Genomic DNA, 18,142 nt, shown 5'->3' with positions numbered 1-18,142 from the left:
GGTTACCCCGCGACGAACGGCGTGCGGTCCGCGCCGGAGCGCTGTTCCCGCCCGGCGGCGATCTGACCGGCGAGCCAGCGCGCGCTGTCCTTCGGCGTGCGCACCTGGGTCTCGTAGTCGACGTGCACGATGCCGAACCGCCGGTCGTAGCCGAACGCCCACTCGAAGTTGTCGAGGAGCGACCAGACGAGGTAGCCGCGCAGGTCGACGCCGCGCTCGATCGCGCGGGACGCCGCCGCGAAATGGGCTTCGAGGAACGCGATGCGCTCGCCGTCGGCCACGCGGCCGTCGACGAGCTCGTCGCGGAACGCGGCGCCGTTCTCGGTGATCATGAGGGGCAGGCCGGTGTCGGCGTGCATCTTCACGAGCAGCTCCTCGAGGCCGTCGGGGTCGATGGCCCAGCCCATCGCCGTGGTCGGTCCGTCGGGCTGGATGAACTCGACGTGGCCGCTGCCCGGCCACGGGTTGCCCGCGATGCCGTGGGCGGGCGAATCCGCCGGCCCCTCGCCGGGCATGCGCACCACCATCGGCAGGTAGTAGTTGAGCCCGAGCAGGTCGAGCGGCTGCCGCGCCTGGCGCTCGTCGCCGTCGTGCACGAACGCCCAGTCGGTCACCGCCGCGGTGTCCGCGAAGAGCTCGGCGGGGTATGCGCCGCGCAGCATCGGACCGAGCCAGACCTGGTTGCCGACCCGGTCGATGCGGTCGACGGCCTCGGTCGAGGCGCCGGGAGCGGGCTTGACGAGGTGCACGTTGAGGGTGGCCGACACATCGGGCGACCCCGTGCTGAGCCGGCGCAGCTCGGGGACCGCGAGCCCGTGTCCGAGGTTCATGTGGTGCGCCGCCGCGAGGCCCGCGGCCGGGTCGTCCCGACCCGGCGCATGGACGTCGGCGGCATAGCCCAGGAAGGCGGCGCACCAGGGCTCGTTCAGCGTGAGCCAGGTGTGCACGCGGTCGCCGAGCGCGCCGGCCGCGACGCCGGCGAACTCCGCGAAGCGGTACGCCGTGTCGCGGCTCGTCCAGCCGCCCGCGTCCTCGAGGGCCTGCGGCAGGTCCCAGTGGTAGAGCGTCGCGATGGGCGCGATGCCCCGCGCGACGAGCCCGTCGACCAGCCGGTCGTAGAACTCCAGCCCGCGCGGGTTCACCGCGCCGCGCCCGGTCGGGAGCACCCGCGACCAGGAGATCGAGAACCGGTACGCCTGGACGCCCAGCTCGGCCATCAGGTCGAGGTCAGCCTCCCACCGGTGGTAGTGGTCGCACGCGACATCGCCGGTGTCGCCGTTCAGCACGCGTCCGGGCGCGTGGCTGAAGGTGTCCCAGATCGAGGGTCCGCGGCCGTCCTCGGCCGCCGCCCCCTCGACCTGGTACGCGGCGGTCGCGGTGCCGAGCAGGACGTCGGGAGGCAGCATCCGGATGCCGCGTGCCGGCGCTGCGCTCACTTGGTGGCCCCGGCGGTGACGCCGTTGTAGATCCAGCGCTGGAGGGCGAGGAACACGATGACGGTCGGGATGATGACGATCATGGTGCCCGCCGCGATGACCTCCCAGTTCGCGCCGTAGGGTCCCTTGAAGTTGAACAGCGCCGTCGAGATGACCGCGAGGTCGCGGCTCGGCATGTACAGGAATGGGATGTAGAACTCGTTGTAGATGCCGATGCCCTTGATGATGACGACGGTCGCGATGGCCGGGGCGAGCAGCGGCAGGATGATCTTGCGATAGATCAGGAACCGGGACGCCCCGTCGACGAGCGCCGCCTCGTCGAGGGACTTCGGGATCGACTGCATGAACTGCACGAAGATGTAGATCGAGATGATGTCGGTCCCCATGTAGAGGATGATCGCCGACCACGGGGTGTTGACGAGGCCGAGTCCCTTCACGATCTGGAACGTCGCCACCTGCGTCGTCACGCCCGGCACGAGGGTCGCCGCGAGGAACAGGAAGAACACCAGCCGCTTGCCGCGGAAGTCGAAGCGGTCGAGGGCGTACGCCGTCATCGTGCCGATGATGATCGTGCCGATGAGCGAGACGACGAGGATCAGGCCCGTGTTCCAGAACCCGAGCGCCATGCGCCCGCTCGTGAACGCGACGATGAAGTTCTCGACGTTGAACCAGTCGGACGGCGGGTCGAGCGGGCCGCTCGATCCGTACTCGCCGCGGGTCTTGAACGACGCGAACAGCACGACGAGCAGCGGGACCAGGACGACGAGCGTCGCGGCGATGAGCGAGGTGTACTTGCCGGTGTTGGCGAGCGCGCGTTTCATGAGAGCGTCACATCCTCGTCTGGGACCATTCGGCGCTGGATCCAGGTGATGACCAGCACGATGAGGAGCAGCACCACGGCCATCGCCGAGGCGAGTCCCACGCGCTGGAAGTAGAAGGCCGTCTGCACGGTCTGGATCACGAAGGTCGACGTGCCGTTCGCGCCGTTCGTCATCACGAACGGGATCTCGAACACGGAGAGGCTTCCGGAGATCGCGAGGATGAAGGACAGGCTGATGATGCGCTTGATGCCGGGGGCGATGATGAACCGGAACTGCTGCCAGCGGTTGGCGCCGTCGATCTCGGCGGCCTCGTAGAGTTCGCCGGGGATCGACTGGATGGCGCCGAGGAAGAGCACGAACGTGAGGCCCGTGAACCGCCAGACCGAGGTGCTCGCGAGGGAGAAGTTCGCGATGTCCGGGTCTCCCAGCCAGAGCGGCGTGTCCTGCACGCCGAAGAACCCGAGCACCAGGTCGAGCGTGCCGCCCGGCTGGAACAGGTACAGGAAGACGAATCCGACCGCGACGCCGTTCAGCAGGTACGGGAAGAAGAGCACGCCCTTGAAGAAGTTGCGGAACCGCGTCTTGAAGGAGAGCACGGTCGCGAAGTACAGCGCGATCGCGATCTGCGCGAACGAGGCGACGAAGTAGTACATGCTGACCAGGAAGACCTGCCAGTACCGCGGATCGGTGAACACCTTGACGTAGTTGTCGAGGCCCACCAGGTCGCGCTCGCGGCTGAGGCCGTCCCAGTCGGTGAAGCTATACCCGATCATGTTCGCCACCGGGATGTAGGTGAAGGTGATCAGGAGGATGAGGGCCGCCGCGGAGTAGAGCCAGGGCGTGAGTCGGTTGACGCTGCGGAGCTTCATGCGCCGCCGGCTCGGTGGCCCGCCGCCGTCGGGGGCGTCGGGATCGCGGATGCCGCGAAGTCGCGCGAACGCGGCGCTGGGGGCGCCGCTTCCGAGCGGATTGGATTTCGTCGTGGTCACGCTGGTCCGTTTCGGTGTCGCACCTCGTCGTGCGGAGGGAGCGAGTGGTGCTGGCGGAAGGTGGGGACCGGCCGGCCCGGATGGTGACGGGGCCGGCCGGTCGAGGGGTCGCGAAGACGCGAGGGATCGAGGGCGGGTCAGCCCATGACGTCGGCCTGCGCCGTGCCCCAGCGCTCGTTGAGGTCTGCCGTGAACGACTCCCAGTCGCCGTCGGCCGCTCCGCGGGCGACGTCGATGAGCTGCTGGCGGTAGATGGTGCCGTCGATCTCGGCGAGCTTGTAGATCTCGGCCTCCTTGCCGGCGTTCTCGCCGGCGGCGTTCAGCTCGAGCAGTTCGACGCCGGTCGCGGCGAAGTCCTCGATCTCCTTGGGGAGCGCGCTGTCCTTGGGCACGGGGATCGAGCCCTGGCTCTCGGCGAAGCCGGACTCCTCGATGAACCAGTCGAGCCACGCCTTCGCGGTCGCCTTGTTGGAGGAGTTGGAGGCGATCGCGCTCGCGCGGTCGCCGGCGATCTTCGAGTGGAACGTGCCGTCGGTCTGGTATGGGAACGGCCAGAACGCGATGTCGGCGGGGTCGGCGCCGATCTCCTCGGCAGCGGCCTTCATCTGGGGAACGGCCCAGGAGCCGAGGAGCATCGAGGCGATCTTGCCCTCGGCGAGGTCGGGCTTGGACTGCTCCCAGTTCGTCGTGAGCGGGTCCTCCTCGGAGAGGCCCTCGTGCACGATGTCGAAGAGGAGCCCGTCGGCGATGTAGGCGTACTTGCCCTCTTCCCAGAGTGCCGGGTCCTCGGGCCAGGCCTCGAGGATGTCGGGGTCGCCGAGGATCGCGCGCTCGTTGTCGAAGAACGTGACGGGCCAGCCGTCCTTGTAGTTCGTGTAGTACGGCACGGTCTCGGGGCTGTTCGCCTTGATGGCCTTCAGACCGGCGAGGAAGTCCTCGGGCGTGGTCGGCGGCTCGGTGATGCCGGCGTCGGCCCAGACCCGCTGGTTCACGACCATGCCGGAGGCGACGCCGCCGACCGAGATCGCGTAGGTGTCGCCGTCGTAGGAGTACTCGCTTGCGAACCGGTACTTCTCGCCGAGCTCCTCGGTCGAGCCGAGCGGCTCGAAGAACTCGGTGATCTGGCCCTCGGTGAGGCCGTTGGGCAGCGCGAGGACGTCGCCGGCGGAGCCGCCCGCGAGGCGGGTCGTGACGTCCTGGTCGTAGTTCGTGATGCCCTCGAACTTGACCGTGGTGCCGGGGTACTTCTCCTCGAACGTCGCGCCGTACTCGGCGAAGAGCGTGTCGACGAGGTCGGTGCGGTTGGTCAGCACGGTGATCTCGCCCGCGATCTCGCCGTCGCTGCCGCCGCCGTCGCCGGCGGCTGAACAGCCGGCCAGCAGAAGGGCCGCGACGGCGCTCAGCGCGCCGGTGGCCAGCAGATGCTTCGTTGCCATGGTCTGGTGTCTCCTCGATGTCTTCGTCGACAGGTGCAGAAGGGATCGATCGATCCGCAGTGACAAGAGTGAACGGCGTTCACGGGGATGTCAAGACTTACATTAGTAATTTATGTAAATGAGATACATGAGCCGGAACCTCGGGTCGAGCACGCGTCAGTGCGACCGGATCATGCTCGGGCCATGGCCGGGCGCGAGCGAGCTCTGCAGGATCAGGGCGGCCGCCCCGACGGCGGCGGTGTCACGGGGATTGCTCGAGAGCTCGACGGTCACGGAGTGCGCGCGGCGTGCGAACGCGCGCTGGTCGAGTGCGTTCCGGATCGCGCGGGCGTAGATCGAGCCGGCGATGGCGAAGCCCCATCCCGCGAGGGTCATGCGATCGATGTCGAAGAGGTTGGCCAGGCTCAACGTGGCCACCGCCAACTGCCCCGCGGATGCCTCGACCAGTTCGAGCGCCGCAGGATGTCCCTGCACGGCGGCGCGGGCGATCGAGTCGAACGACCGTTCCGTGTCGGCGTCGAGGCCCAGCTCCCTGCTCAGCGCGGCATGCGCTCGGGCGGCGGCGACGACCGCGGGCGGCGCGGCGTAGCGCTCGAGGCATCCGCGGTTGCCGCAGAAGCACTCGATGCCCGCGGCGTCGATCGAGATGTGGCCGAGCTCGGCCGGGTTCGAGGAGGCGCCGCGGTAGAGCGCGCCGCCCGCGACGATGCCGGCGCCGATGCCGCTGCCCATGTAGATGCAGGCGTACGTGGCGTCGCGGGAGATCTGCCGGCTCCAGAACTCGCCGAGTGCCGAGGCCGCCGAGTCGTTGTCGACCAGGACCGGCACCGAGACGAGCTCGGCGAGGGCGTCCCGCAGGGGGAAGTCGACCCATCGCTGCATCGAGGGCGGGCCGATGACGAGGCCCCGCTGCAGGTCGATCGGTCCCGGGGTGACGATCGAGAGCCCCGCGACGCGGGTCTCGTCGATGCCGAGGCCGGCCAGGAATCCCCGGTAGTCGCGGGCGAGCCGCTCGATCACCTGCTGCGGTTCGCCGGAGCCGGCGCCGTCGAGCAACTGGCGTCCGAAGACGCCTCCGGTCGTGTCGGTCGCGATGCAGACGGCGTTCTCGACGCCCAGCTGGATGCCGATGCCGAAGACGGCGCGCGAGTTGATGGTCAGGAGCGTGCGGGGCTTGCCGCCCGTGGCGATCGTGGCGCCCGTCTCACGGACCACGCCGTCGTCGATGAGGCGGCGCACGATGTTGGAGATCGACGGCTGGGTCAGCCCGGTCGCCTCCGTCAGCTCGACCCTGCTGATGGGGCCCGATGAACGGATCAGGTCGACGACGAGCGCACGGCTGCCCGGGCCGGCAGCGGTCTCGCGTCGCGCCATGGGTGCACTCTCGATTCGAGCTCGGCCGCCCCCGGACGGGGCGGCGTGGATGCAAGTAGGTTAGTTGAGGATCCGCGGCGCACGGCGCGCGCCGCAGCCGAGAGGGAGTCATGGACATCGACGCAGGGGTCGCTCAGCCCCGTCCGATCGGCCTCGTGCTGGCCCGTCCGTCCGAGGTGCTCGGCGACGAGCCGTACTTCCACGAGTTGGTCGCCGGCGCCGAACGGGTGCTCCGTCCGCTCGGTCGGGCGGTGCTCCTGCACGTCCTGCCGACGCGCGACGAGGAGATGGCCTGCTACGAGCGGTGGGCGAGTGACGGCCACGTGGCCGGGGTCCTCCTGGCCGACCTGTCGCCCGGAGACCCGCGCATCGCGCTCGTCCGGAGGCTCGGCCTGCCGGCCGTGGCGATCAGCGACCCCGTCTCCGGGGGCGGCCTCGAGACCGTCTGGACCGAGGACGACCTCGCGATGGCCGACGCCGTGCGCCATCTCGCCGGCCTCGGCCATGCCCGCCTCGCGCACGTCTCGGGCCCGTCCGCCATGTCGCACACCCTGATCCGCAGCGCCAGCTTCGACGCGACCGCCGGCGACCTGGGCCTCGAGCGCGTGCGCGTCGAGGGCGACTACTCGGAGCGATCGGGGTTCGAGGCCGTGCTGTCCCTCGTCGAGCGCGAACCGAGGCCCACCGCGATCGTGTTCGACAACGACCTCATGGCGATCGGCGGGCTCAGGGCCGCCCAGGAGCGGGGCATCGCGGTCCCGGCCGAGCTCTCGCTCCTCGCGTGGGACGACTCGGCACTCTGCCAGTTGGCGATGCCGCCGCTGTCCGCGATGAGCCACGACGTCCAGGGCGTCGGAGAGCTCGCGGCGCGCTCGATCGTCCGCGCGATCGAGGGTGCGACGCCCGGGATGGTGCGCGCCGATCGGGCCGCGCTCGTGCAGCGATCGACGACCGGTGCACCGGCGTCCATTTCATAAATTAATCATGTAAGCCCTTGACACGGGGAAACGGTGTCGGCATCCTGATCCGAGTACAACGCCGTCCCACCAGTCCGCCGACGGGCCATGCACCGACGCAGGTCCCGCCGGCCGAACGCCCTGGCCGGGCCATCAGGAGCAACCACATGACCCTTCTCGATCACGCAAGCGCGCCCGCCGTCCTCCTCGACCGGACGGACCTCGGCGGTGCCTGGCACCTTCGCCTCATCGACGCGGGGGAGGGAGCACCCGACGAGCTGCGCAGCCTCTCGGTCGAGGCCCTCGTGCCGGGCCAGGTGCACACGGACCTCCTCCGCGCGGGCCTGCTGGAGGATCCGGATGTCGCCCTGCGCGAGCGGGACCAGATGTGGATCGGCCACTCACGGTGGAGCTACTCGCGCTCGTTCGAGTGGCGCCCCGCCGACGGCGTGACCGAACTCGTGGCCGACGGCCTGGACACCGTGGCGACCGTGATGCTCAACGGGGAGGTCGTCGCGACCACCGACGACCAGCACATCCGCCACCGTTGGGACGTCCGGCGGCACCTCGTCGAGGGCACGAACCGGATCGAGGTGGTCTTCGAATCGGCCTGGGCGGCCGCCGCCGAGCGGGAGCGGACCTTCGGGCCGCTCCCGACGCCCTACGACGAGCCCTACCCGTACATCCGCAAGAGCGCCTGCAACTTCGGCTGGGACTGGGGGCCGCACTACATCACGGCGGGCATCTGGCAGCCCATCGCGATCGAGACATGGACGGGCCGCATCGAGCACGTGCGCCCGCTGGTCGCGCTCGCCGACGACCACCGCTCCGCGCGCGTCGACGTCGTCGTCCGGGCGGAGCTCGCGGAGGCCGCGGCATCCGGCGGGGCACGCATCGTCGCCACCCTCCGGGACCCGAGCGGCGAGCTCGTGGCGCGGGCCGATGGCGCGGTCGCCGACGGCGGCGCCGACACGACGGTCCCGCTCGAACTCGTGGATCCGCAGCTGTGGTGGCCGGTCGGCTACGGCGACCAGCCCCTCTACGAGCTGACGGTCGAGCTTCTCGGAGCCGAGGGCGCTCCGCTGGACAGCCGGCAGCACGCGATCGGCGTGCGCTCCGTGCAGACGGTCGCGACCCCTGATGCCGCGGGCGAGCAGTGGGCCATCGTCGTCAACGGGCGCCGGATCCGCATCCGGGGCTACAACTGGATCCCCGAGGACCCCTTCATCGCCGAGGTCACCGCCGATCGCCTCTCGCAGCGCCTCGACCAGGCCGTGGACGGCAATGCGAACCTCCTCCGCATCTGGGGCGGCGGCTACTTCGCCACCGAGGAGTTCCTCGACGGCTGCGACCGGCGCGGCATCCTCGTCTGGCACGACTTCCTCTTCGCCTGCGCCGGCTACGACGAGACCGGCGGCATGGCGGAGCTCATCCGCACCGAGGCCGAGCAGGCGGTGGCCCGGCTCTCCAGCCACGCTTCGGTCGCGGTCTGGTGCGGCGGCAACGAGTGCGTGTGGGGCCATGAGGAGTGGGGCTGGGAGGACCTCCTCGGCGAGCACCGCACCTGGGGCGAGGGCTTCTACACCGATCTCCTGCCCGCGATCGTCGCCGAGCTCGACCCCACGCGCCCGTACCTCCCGAACAGCCCGTGGTCGACGATCCCGGGAGCGAACGCGAACGACCACGCCTCGGGGCCCAGCCACCTGTGGGACATCTGGAACAACCGCGACTTCACGGAGTACCGTGCGAGCGATCCCGCCTTCGTCTCGGAGATGGGCTGGTGCGCCCCGCCGGCCGCCACCACGTTGCGCAAGGCCGTGACCGAGGGGCCGCTGCTGCCCGCCAACCCCCAGGTGGCGCATCACATGCGTGCATCCGAGGGCATGCACAAGCTCGCGCGTGGCGTGCAGCCGCACTTCCCCACGCCCGACGGCGAGGACGACTGGCTGTTCCACACCCAGCTCGTGCAGGCGCGCGCCGAGCGGGTCGGCACGGAATGGCTCCGCAGCCGTGACCGCGGTGCGGGCGTGATCATCTGGCAGCTCAATGACTGCTGGCCCGTGCTCAGCTGGTCGGCCGTCGATTCCGACGGCATCGAGAAGCCGCTGTGGTTCGCGCTCCGCCGGTCCTTCGCGCCGCGGCTGCTCACGATCCAGCCGGTCCGCCCGGGCGGCACGCAGGACCCGACGGGCGACGGCGGGCTCGACCTGGTCGCGGTGAACGACGCCGCCGAGCCCTGGAACGCCTCGGTGCGCGTTCGCCGACTCGCCCTCGACGGCCGCGAGATGGCATCCGAGGTCCTCGAGCTGCGGGCTGAGCCGGGCCTGAACGCCCGCGCCCGGTTCGGTGCCGCGCTCGCGAGCCCCGAGGACCCGACCGACTCGATCCTCGTGGCCGACTCCGACGGGCACCGCGCGAGCTGGCTGTTCGTGCCCGACCGCGTTGCCGCGCTGCCTCGGGCGCGATGGTCCGCGAGCGTCGAGCGGCGCGGCGATTCCGTCGCCGTGACCGTGCGGGCCGAGACGCTGCTGCTCGACCTGTGCCTGTTCACCGACCGCCTCGCCGACCTCGCCGGCCTCCCGGGCGATGCCCTGATCGCCGACGACCAGCTGGTCACCCTGCTGCCGGGGGAGGAGCATGTCTTCACCGTGCGCGCGCGCGCCGGTGGCGGCGTCCCGGCCGTGGACGCGTCGGTCCTCGCCCCGGGCGGCGCCATGCTGCGTGCGGCGAACGACACCGCTCCGGAGCGTCGGGGGTGATCGCCGGCATCGAGACCGGTGGCACGAAGATCATCTGCGCGGTCGCCGAGGAGGCGACGCCGAGCCGGCTCGTGGAGGTCATCGAGTTCCCGACGGGCGCACCGGATGGCGCGGGGGAACGCATCCGTGCGTTCCTCGGCGAACGGGGGCGCCGTGTCGACGCCGTCGGCGTCGCCTCGTTCGGTCCGCTGGACCTGGACCCGTCCTCGCCAGGCCGCGGCCGCATCACGGCGACCACGAAGCCGGGGTGGGCGGGCACCTCCCTCGCCGAGTTGATCGGACCGCATCGGTCGATGACCCTGGTGTCCGACGTCACGGGTGCGGCGATCGGCGAGTCCGCCTACGGCGCCGCGAGCGGCGTGTCGGATGTCGCGTACGTGACGGTGGGCACCGGCATCGGCGTCGGCGCGATCCTGTCGGGCACCCCCGTGTCCGGTGTCGGGCATCCCGAGATGGGGCACCTTCCCGTTCGGCGCCATCCCGATGACGACTTCCCCGGCGTCTGCCCGTTCCACGGCGACTGCGTCGAGGGACTGGCGTCCGGCCCGGCGATGGCCGCGCGGTGGAGTCGGTCCACCCGAGCGCTCGGCGCCGACCACGCCCGGGCCGTGCAGATCGAGTCGTCCTACCTCGGCCAGCTGCTCGCCACGGTGCTGTACTCGCTCGTGCCCCAGCGCATCGTGCTCGGCGGCGGGGTCCTGAAGATCGAGGGGATGCTCACCGGCGCACGCGCCGCGATGCGCCGGGAGGTCAACGGAGCCCTGGGTGCCGGGCACCCGTCGACCGAGGTCGACGCGTTCGTCGTCGCGCCCGCCCTCGGCGACCACTCGGGCGTGCTGGGCGCCCTCCACCTCGCGCGCAACGGGGCATTCGCGCGCACCGACTCGCTCGCAGCCGCCGGCTGAACCGTCACCGCCCACCGGGCGCACCGTCGAAGGAGACGAACATGCACACCCCACACCCGATCCGCGCACTCGGTAGCCTGCTCGCTGCCGGTGCGCTCGTCGCCGGAGTCCTGGTCGCCACCCCGGCGGCGGCCGCCGCCGAGTCCGACTGGAGCTCCGTGAACACCGAATTCGTCACCCGCGACGGCAGCCGACTCGTGCTGGGCGGCGACACGTTCCGGTTCAACGGCGCGAACGCCTACTGGCTGGGCCTGGACGAGAACGTCGGCGGCGTCGACTACCCGACCTTCTTCCGCATCAAGAACGCCCTCGACACCGCCAAGGAGATGGGCATCACGGTGGTGAGGTCCCACATGATGACCTCCACCGGCCAGGACGACGCGAACCCGCTGGCACTGATGCCGGCGCTCGGCGAGTACAACGACGAGGCGTTCGCCACGATCGATTTCGCGATCGCCTACGCCGGCTCGATCGGCCTCCGCTTCATCCTCCCGCTGACCGACGAATGGGCGTACTACCACGGCGGTCACCGCGACTTCACGACGCCGCTCGGGCTCCAGCCCGGCGATTTCTACACGGATGCCGCGGCCATCGCCGCCTTCGACGATTACGTCGAGCACGTCCTGTCGCGCACCAACGCCCTGACCGGCGTCCGGTACGTCGACGACCCCACGGTCCTGGCGTGGGAGCTCGGCAACGAGCTCGAGGGCATGACGCCCGACTGGATCGCGAGCCAGGCCGCGTTCATCAAGGAGCGCGCCCCGCACCAGCTCCTCTCCGCCGGACGACGCTTCGACATCGACCCCGACACCCTCGTCGCGGCCGACGTCGACATCGTGGACGTGCACTACTACCCGCCGACCGCGGCCAAGGTGGCGGCGGACGCGGCCACCATCACCGACGCGGGCAAGGTCTACATCGCCGGCGAGTACGGCTCCAACTCGGCATCCGCCGACCTGCTCGGCCCCCTCGTCGAGAACCCCGACGTCACGGGGATGATGCTCTGGTCCCTGTTCGGCCACCACGACCGCGGCGGCTACGTCGAGCACGACGACGGCTTCACCCTGCACCATCCGGGAACGACCGAGAAGATGCGCTCGCAGGTCGAGGCCATCGAGGCCTACTCCGAGGCGATCGGCTCGGCCACCGGCACGGTCGAGCTCGACCGGCCGCTCATCACCGAGGTCACCACCACGAACGGCATCAACTCCGTCGCGTGGCGCGGAACCGCGGCGGCGGCGACCTACCTCGTCGAACGCTCGGTCGACGGTGCCGCCTGGAGCACGGTCGCCGAGGTCCCCGCCGAGGGGTCGCCGGTCCTCGACCTCGAGCCCGCGGGCGACGTGCGGTACCGGGTCACCGCGGCGAAGGCGGACGCGGCCGGAACCGCCGTCTCCGACACCGTGGACGTCCCTGCCGGCTCGGCCGTGCTCGTCGACCCGCTCGAGACGCTCGGCCTCGCGTCGTCCTCTGAGCACGTCCGCGTGGTGGCGACGCCGGTCCATGCCCAGGCGGTCGCCGACGGAGGCGATGCCGCCATCACCTGGAACGTGGCCGGCGCGAGCACCGCGTCGTTCCGCCTCGACGCCGGGTCGGCCGACGACCTTCGCGTCGCATCGAGCAGTGACGGCTCGGACTGGACCGACGCCGTGCTCGAGAGCAGCACCGTCGACGGCGGGGTGCTCGTCACGGCGAGTGGACTCTCGGGCGAGCAGGTGCGGGTCTCGTGGGCAGCAGACTCCGGCGTGCGCCTCTCGAGGGCGACCATCACCGGCGTCGCCGATCGTCCGGCCCTCGTCGACCCCCTCGACGACTTCTCGCTGACCGCCGAGCACACCGGAGCACTCTCCATCGACGGCGGGAACCCGGGGCAGTTCGGTGGGGACGCCGGCCGGGCCAAGCGTGACAGCGCCGACCCCGCAAGCCTCGTGTGGACCTACGACGACATCTCGGGCGCCGACTTCACGGCGTGGTACTGGCCCGACCAGCCCGTCATCCCCGTGGCCGTCTCGGCATCGGCCGACGGTTCCGAGTGGACGCCGCTCGAGCCGCAGGTCACCGGCGGAGCCGGCAACTGGAAGCGGTTCGACTACCGCCTGCGGGGCCTGGAGGACACGGACTTCCTCAGGATCTCGTGGGACGGCGCGCAGGGCGAGCCGTGGACGCCGCAGATCGGGGAGCTCACGCTGTTCTCCCCGAACGCACCGGAACCGGCGGCGCCCGGGGCCTTCGCCCTCACCGCTCCGGCCGACGGCGCCACGGGCATCACCGCATCGCCGCAGTTGACGTGGTCGAGCGCGGCGGATGCCGCGTACTACCGGGTCACCCTCGCCCGTGATGCGGGACTCACCGACGTCGTCGAGCAGTCGGCCGCCCTCAGCGCGCCGCGGCACACGGTCACCGAGGAACTCGCCCCGGGCACGACCTACCACTGGCAGGTCACCGCGTTCAACGGCTACGGGCAGACGATCGCCAGCCCGGAGGTGGCCACCTTCGCCACGGCGGAGCTGCCGACGACCGCGCTCACGGTCGAGGACTTCGAGTCCTACGCCGATGATGCGGCGCTCGCCGCGGCGTACCCGCGCAACGGCGGCGGCGGGCCCGTGACGGCCACGAGGATCGCGAACCCGGTCACCGGGACCACGGCCGCCTCGTTCGCCTACGACCTCTCCGGGCCCGGCTACGCCGGCGTCATCCGCACCCTGCCCGCGGCGCAGTCGTGGTGGGGCTACGACGGCGTCGAGTTCGACGCGCAGGCCACGCCGGGCCAGACCCTGAGCGTGCAGTTCGTCGCGGCCGGTGCCTACTGGGAGGCCGCGGTGCCGGTCACGACCGGTGACTGGACCCACTACGAGGTCGCGTTCGACGAGTTCGCGCCGCCCGCCTGGGCCGGCGAAGGGCAGCTGGACCTCACGAAGGTGAGCCAGTTCGCGTTCTACCTCGGCGGCTCCGGAGCCGGCACGCTCGTCATCGACGACGTCGCGACGACGCTCGTGGATGCCGGGCCGCAGGTTCCGGTGAACACCGCAGCACCGTCGGTGGCCGGCGCTGCCGTCGTCGGCGGCACCCTGACCGCCGACCCGGGCGCCTGGGACGGCGCCGACCTCACGTTCAGCTACCAGTGGCAGCGCGACGGGATCGACGTCGCGGGCGCCGAGGAGCAGACCTACACGGTCACCGCCGCAGACCAGGGCGCGGAGATCGTCGTCGTCGTCACGGCGCACCGGGGGACTGCCTCGGCCTCGGCCTCGAGCGAGGCCGTCACGGTCGTGTACGCGAGCTCGCTCGGACTCCGGCTCTCGTCGCCCGTCTCGCTGTCGTTCCTCACGGTCAAGGCCACCGTGCAGCTCGACACCGCGGCCCCGACGGCCGGCCGGACCGTCACGGTCACGGTGGGCGGCAAGACGGTCACCGCGACGCTCGACGGGAACGGCCGGGCGACGCTCACGCTGCCCAAGCTCAAGCGCGGCGTCCACTCGGTGGTCGCGACGTTCGCGGGGGACGCGACCATCGCCGCCACGAGCACGAAGCGCGTCCTGGTGATCCTGCTGTGACGGGTCCGGTGAGCGGCGACGCGGGCCTCGACACCTCGGAGACCGCCCCCGGCGTCGGCGTGCTCGAATACCTCGCCGGCGACCACGGCGGCCGGATCATCTCGGCGATGCACCACGACCACCCGTACGAGGATCCGGCGGAGGCCGACGACCTCCACCGGCGCGTCGCCGCCGAGACCGGGGTGTATCCGGCGCTCTACAGTGCGGACTTCCTCACCGGTCGCACCGTGCCGTTCCGGGCGAACATGATCGACGAGGTCATCCGCCAGTGGAGGAACGGACGCCTCGTCCAGATCATGTTCCACGTCTCGCCGCCGCAGTACACGGTCGAGCAGGAGGTCGAGGGCGGATGGGGCACGGATGCGGCGGCCGACGCCCTGCCCGGGCCCAACCGCGTCTACAGCCACCTGCCGGAGGATCGCTGGGCCGAGCTCCTGCGCGACGGCACCGAGCTGAACGCCAACTGGCGCCGCCGCATGGACGAGTACGCCGGGCACCTGAAGCGGCTCGACGACGCAGGCGTCACGGTGCTGCTCCGCCCCTTCCACGAGATGAACCAGCACGTCTTCTGGTGGGGCGGCCGGCCGGGGCCCGGGGGAACCGCCGGCCTCTTCCGGATGTTCCGCCGGCACCTCGAGGAGGAATGGGGCCTGCACGACATCGTCTGGGTCTGGAACATCCAGGACCTGCCCGACGACTACGGACACCTGGACGGCGACGAGAAGTTCGCGAGGTACCGCGGGCTCGCGGGCGGCATCCCCGAGTACGACGCGAACGACTGGGACTCATTCAATCCCGGCGCCGACGCGTACGACGTGCTCTCGGTGGACTTCTACGACGACGAGGGGTACTCGCCGAGGCGGTACGAGCAGGCGCGCCGCATCGCCGAGCGCGACGGCAAGCCGATGATCATCGGGGAGACCTTCGTGCTGCCCGGCCCGGACGTGCTCCGCACCCAGCCGGCCTGGGCGCTCGCGATGCCGTGGGGTGAGCGGACCTGGCTCCACAACACCCCCGACGCGATGGCGGCGTTCTACCGCGGCAGCATCGGGGCCGCCGACCTGCCCCGGTTCGTCGCCTCCGGGCCTGCCGGGCGCTGAAGGGGGCGGATGCCTCGCGGCATCCGCCCCCTCCGGCTCGACCTCGCTACTCGACGAGCTTGCCCGCCACCGAGACCTCCTCGCGCATGAGCGCCGCGATCTCCTCTGGGACGGGCGGGATCGACTCGCGCGTCACGCCGGTGGACGGCGACCAGACGAGGTTGACCTGCAGCGCGGCATCCGTCTCGGGGTGGTCGCTGCGGTTGTGGCATCCGCGGGTCTCGCGTCGCTCGAGCGCCGCCGAGAGGGTGGCGCGGGCGGCGAGTACCGCCGACTTCAGGTCGAACGCGTGGGCGAGGTCCTGGTAGCCGGCGATGTCGGGGTGCACGCCGATGTCGGCCATGCGGGCCTCGATCGCGTCGAGCTCGGCGAGGCCGGCCAGCAGGCCCTGCTCGTCGCGCACCACCCCGGCGTGCTCGGTCATGGTGTTGCGGATGGCGCGCTGGAGGGCGCGCACGTTCTCGCTGCCCTCCGCGGCGAGCAGCCCGGCGATCTCGTCGCGAGCGGTCTGCACGGCGGCCTTCGAGCGCTGCTGCGCCGTGAGCCCGCGCGAGTACGAGGCGGCCGCCTGCCCCACGATGCGCCCGAAGACGAGCAGCTCGATGAGCGAGTTGCCGCCCAGGCGGTTCGCGCCGTGCAGCCCGGAGGATGCCTCCCCGATCGCGTAGAGCCCGGGGACATCCGTGCCGTGGTCCTCTGGACGCACCCAGACGCCGCCCATCGAGTAGTGCGCGGTGGGCGCGATCTCGATCGGCTCCTTCGTGATGTCGAGCATCTGGAGCTCGAGCATCGTCTGGTAGACGCGGGGGAGCCGGGTCATGATCGTCTCGCGCGGCAGGTGCGAGACGTCCAGCCAGACCCCGCCGTTCGGGGTTCCCCGGCCCTCCTTGATCTCGGTGTACGCCGCGAGCGCCACCCGATCGCGGGTCGAGAGTTCCATGCGTTCGGGGTCGTACTTCGCCATGAAGCGCTCGCCGAGGCCGTTCGTGAGGATGCCGCCCTCGCCGCGGGCCGCCTCGGAGATGAGGGTGCCCGCCGCGTTCTCGGGCTCGATGATGCCCGACGGGTGGAACTGCACGAGTTCGGGGTCGCGCACGCGTCCGCCCGCCTCGACGGCGAGGCGCCACGAGTCGCCCGTGTTCTCGTCGCGGCGGGACGAGGTGCGCCGCCAGATGCGGTTGTGCCCTCCGGCGGCGAGGATGACGGCATCCGCGTGGATGAGGTAGCGCGTGCCGTCCTCGAGGTCGAAGCCGTAGGCGCCGAAGACCGCGCCGTCCTCGTTGACGAGGATCCGCGTGACGTAGGCCGTGTCGAGGATCGGCACGTGCAGCTGCGCCGCGCGATTGACGAGCGTCCGCTGGATCTCCAGGCCCGTGTAGTCGCCCGCGAAGGCCGTGCGGCGGTAGGTGTGCGCGCCGAAGAAGCGCTGCGAGATGCGGCCGTCCGCCTCGCGGGCGAACGGCATGCCGTAGCGCTCGAGGTCGTCGATGCCGCGGGCGCCGCCCTCGGTCACCGTGACGACGGTGCGCGGGTCGGCGAGCAGGTAGCTCTCCTTGAGGGTGTCGGCGGCGTGCTGCTGCCAGCTGTCCTCGGCGTCCATCGTCGACAGCGCCGCATTGATGCCGCCGGCGGCGAGGGAGGTGTGCGCGTCGGACTTGGCCCGCTTCCCGAGCGCGAGGACGTCGACGCCCGCCTCGGCGAGCTCGATGGCGGCGCGCAGCCCCGATCCGCCCGTGCCGATGACGAGGACGGTGGTCGAGATCTGGCGTTCCTGAGGTGTGGTGGTGCTCATGGATTCAACGCTAGGAAGCACAGTTCGATGAGTCCAATGCATATGACTGCTGATCCCCATGCGCGTACGCTATCGACATGAACCTCGAGCAACTCCGGAGCTTCGTCGAGGTGGCCCGATTCGGCAACTTCACCCGGGCCGCCGAGGAGCTCTACCTCGCCCAGCCCTCCCTGAGCCGCCAGATCGCCGCGCTCGAGCAGGACCTCGGCGCCGAGCTGTTCCACCGCGCCCGCGGTGGCAGCACGCTGACGTCGGCCGGTGAATCGCTCCTGCCGCTCGCGAGGCGCATGCTCGCCGACGCCGAGGCGGTGCGCCGCGAGCTCGCCGAGCTCGCCGGCCTCGAGCGCGGCCGGGTCCGCCTCGGGGCGACGCCGACCCTCTGCATCAGCCTCGTCGCGGAGGTGCTGAGCGCATTCCACGCGGCGCACCCGGCGATCGAGCTGTACCTGTCGGAGCACGGCTCCCGCCGGCTGCTCGACCAGCTCTCGGCCGGTGAGCTCGACCTCGCCCTCATCACGACGACGGATGCCTCGTCGGCCGATCGCTTCACGGTGACGCCGCTGCTCGTCGAGGAGCTCGTGGTCGTCTCGTCGTCGAGCCGGCCCCCGATCACCGAGCGCGACACGATCACGCTCCCCGAGGTGGCGCGGCTGCCGCAGATCGTCTTCAGCTCGAGCTACGACCTGCGGGCGGCGACGGATGCCGCGTTCCTGGCCGCCGGCCTCGCGCCGGAGGTCGTGCTCGAGGGCGCCGAGATGGACGCCGTGCTGCGGTTCGTCGAGCGCGGGCTCGGGGTCGCGATCGTCCCGGCGATGGTCCTCATCGACCGCCCGGGGCTGCGTTCGGTGCGGCTCGGGACGTCCTCGCTCGAGCGCACGATCAGCTTCGCGCGGCCCGCCGACGTCGCCCCGACCGCCGCGGCCGAGGTCATGCGCCGCACCATCACCGCGAGCGCGACGGCCTTCGCCGCCCGCGCGGGGGCCACCATGCGGGTCGCCGGCTGAGCACGCCCGTTTCGGC

12 protein-coding genes are annotated in these 18,142 nt (G+C 71.2%); 6 read left to right on the top strand and 6 right to left on the bottom strand.

Annotated features, from left to right (window positions below; genetic code table 11):
* Positions 1 to 2: 2 nt before the first annotated feature.
* The 5 genes from GQQ95_RS01910 to GQQ95_RS01890 all read right to left on the bottom strand — a co-directional run bounded on the left by GQQ95_RS01910 (position 3) and on the right by GQQ95_RS01890 (position 6,056).
* Entirely contained in the window at positions 3 to 1,406 is a 1,404-nt protein-coding gene (locus GQQ95_RS01910; RefSeq protein ID WP_157426136.1) for a GH1 family beta-glucosidase, read from the bottom strand.
* Positions 1,407 to 1,432: 26 nt separating this feature from the next.
* Positions 1,433 to 2,257 carry a carbohydrate ABC transporter permease gene (locus GQQ95_RS01905; protein WP_157425927.1) on the bottom strand — a complete coding sequence of 275 codons (825 nt, stop codon included), beginning with the start codon at positions 2,255 to 2,257 and terminating at the stop codon, positions 1,433 to 1,435.
* Positions 2,254 to 3,126 carry a carbohydrate ABC transporter permease gene (locus tag GQQ95_RS01900; RefSeq protein WP_157426135.1) on the bottom strand — a complete coding sequence of 291 codons (873 nt, stop codon included), beginning with the start codon at positions 3,124 to 3,126 and terminating at the stop codon, positions 2,254 to 2,256. The genes GQQ95_RS01905 and GQQ95_RS01900 overlap by 4 nt, the downstream gene beginning before the upstream one ends.
* A 257-nt stretch (positions 3,127 to 3,383) precedes the next feature.
* Positions 3,384 to 4,682: an ABC transporter substrate-binding protein gene (locus tag GQQ95_RS01895; RefSeq protein ID WP_157425926.1), complete on the bottom strand. Its 1,299-nt coding sequence runs from the start codon at positions 4,680 to 4,682 to the stop codon at positions 3,384 to 3,386.
* 156 nt (positions 4,683 to 4,838) lie between these two features.
* A complete protein-coding gene (locus GQQ95_RS01890) occupies positions 4,839 to 6,056 on the bottom strand; it encodes an ROK family transcriptional regulator (protein ID WP_157425925.1) in 1,218 nt (405 codons plus the stop codon).
* 110 nt (positions 6,057 to 6,166) lie between these two features.
* Here GQQ95_RS01890 and GQQ95_RS01885 point away from each other — a divergent pair, with 110 nt between their 5' ends.
* The 5 genes from GQQ95_RS01885 (at position 6,167) to GQQ95_RS01865 (ending at position 15,330) form a co-directional block, all read left to right on the top strand.
* Positions 6,167 to 7,033 (top strand): LacI family DNA-binding transcriptional regulator, encoded by an 867-nt coding sequence (locus GQQ95_RS01885; protein ID WP_157425924.1) that lies wholly within the window; start codon positions 6,167 to 6,169, stop codon positions 7,031 to 7,033.
* Between the two features lie 146 nt (positions 7,034 to 7,179).
* Positions 7,180 to 9,771 (top strand): glycoside hydrolase family 2 protein, encoded by a 2,592-nt coding sequence (locus tag GQQ95_RS01880; RefSeq protein ID WP_157425923.1) that lies wholly within the window; start codon positions 7,180 to 7,182, stop codon positions 9,769 to 9,771.
* Complete coding sequence (locus GQQ95_RS01875; RefSeq protein ID WP_170296927.1) at positions 9,768 to 10,676, top strand: ROK family protein; 909 nt, start codon at positions 9,768 to 9,770, stop codon at positions 10,674 to 10,676. The genes GQQ95_RS01880 and GQQ95_RS01875 overlap by 4 nt, the downstream gene beginning before the upstream one ends.
* A gap of 41 nt (positions 10,677 to 10,717) precedes the next feature.
* Positions 10,718 to 14,230, top strand: coding sequence for a carbohydrate binding domain-containing protein (locus GQQ95_RS01870; RefSeq protein WP_157425921.1), 3,513 nt, complete (start codon positions 10,718 to 10,720; stop codon positions 14,228 to 14,230).
* Positions 14,227 to 15,330 (top strand): glycosyl hydrolase, encoded by a 1,104-nt coding sequence (locus GQQ95_RS01865; RefSeq protein ID WP_157425920.1) that lies wholly within the window; start codon positions 14,227 to 14,229, stop codon positions 15,328 to 15,330. The genes GQQ95_RS01870 and GQQ95_RS01865 overlap by 4 nt, the downstream gene beginning before the upstream one ends.
* A 46-nt stretch (positions 15,331 to 15,376) precedes the next feature.
* Here the strand turns inward: GQQ95_RS01865 and GQQ95_RS01860 are convergent, their stop codons facing one another.
* Positions 15,377 to 17,122: an L-aspartate oxidase gene (locus GQQ95_RS01860; protein ID WP_157425919.1), complete on the bottom strand. Its 1,746-nt coding sequence runs from the start codon at positions 17,120 to 17,122 to the stop codon at positions 15,377 to 15,379.
* A 77-nt stretch (positions 17,123 to 17,199) separates the two neighbouring features.
* On the opposite strand from GQQ95_RS01860, the gene GQQ95_RS01855 reads away from it, so the two are divergent.
* Positions 17,200 to 18,126, top strand: a complete 927-nt coding sequence (locus GQQ95_RS01855; RefSeq protein ID WP_157425918.1) for a LysR family transcriptional regulator — start codon at positions 17,200 to 17,202, stop codon at positions 18,124 to 18,126.
* The last annotated feature ends 16 nt before the right edge of the window (positions 18,127 to 18,142 follow it).

This window comes from Agromyces salentinus, assembly GCF_009749395.1.
In the GTDB taxonomy this organism is placed as follows: domain Bacteria; phylum Actinomycetota; class Actinomycetes; order Actinomycetales; family Microbacteriaceae; genus Agromyces; species Agromyces salentinus.
This window is presented reverse-complemented; position numbering and strand designations above follow the sequence as displayed.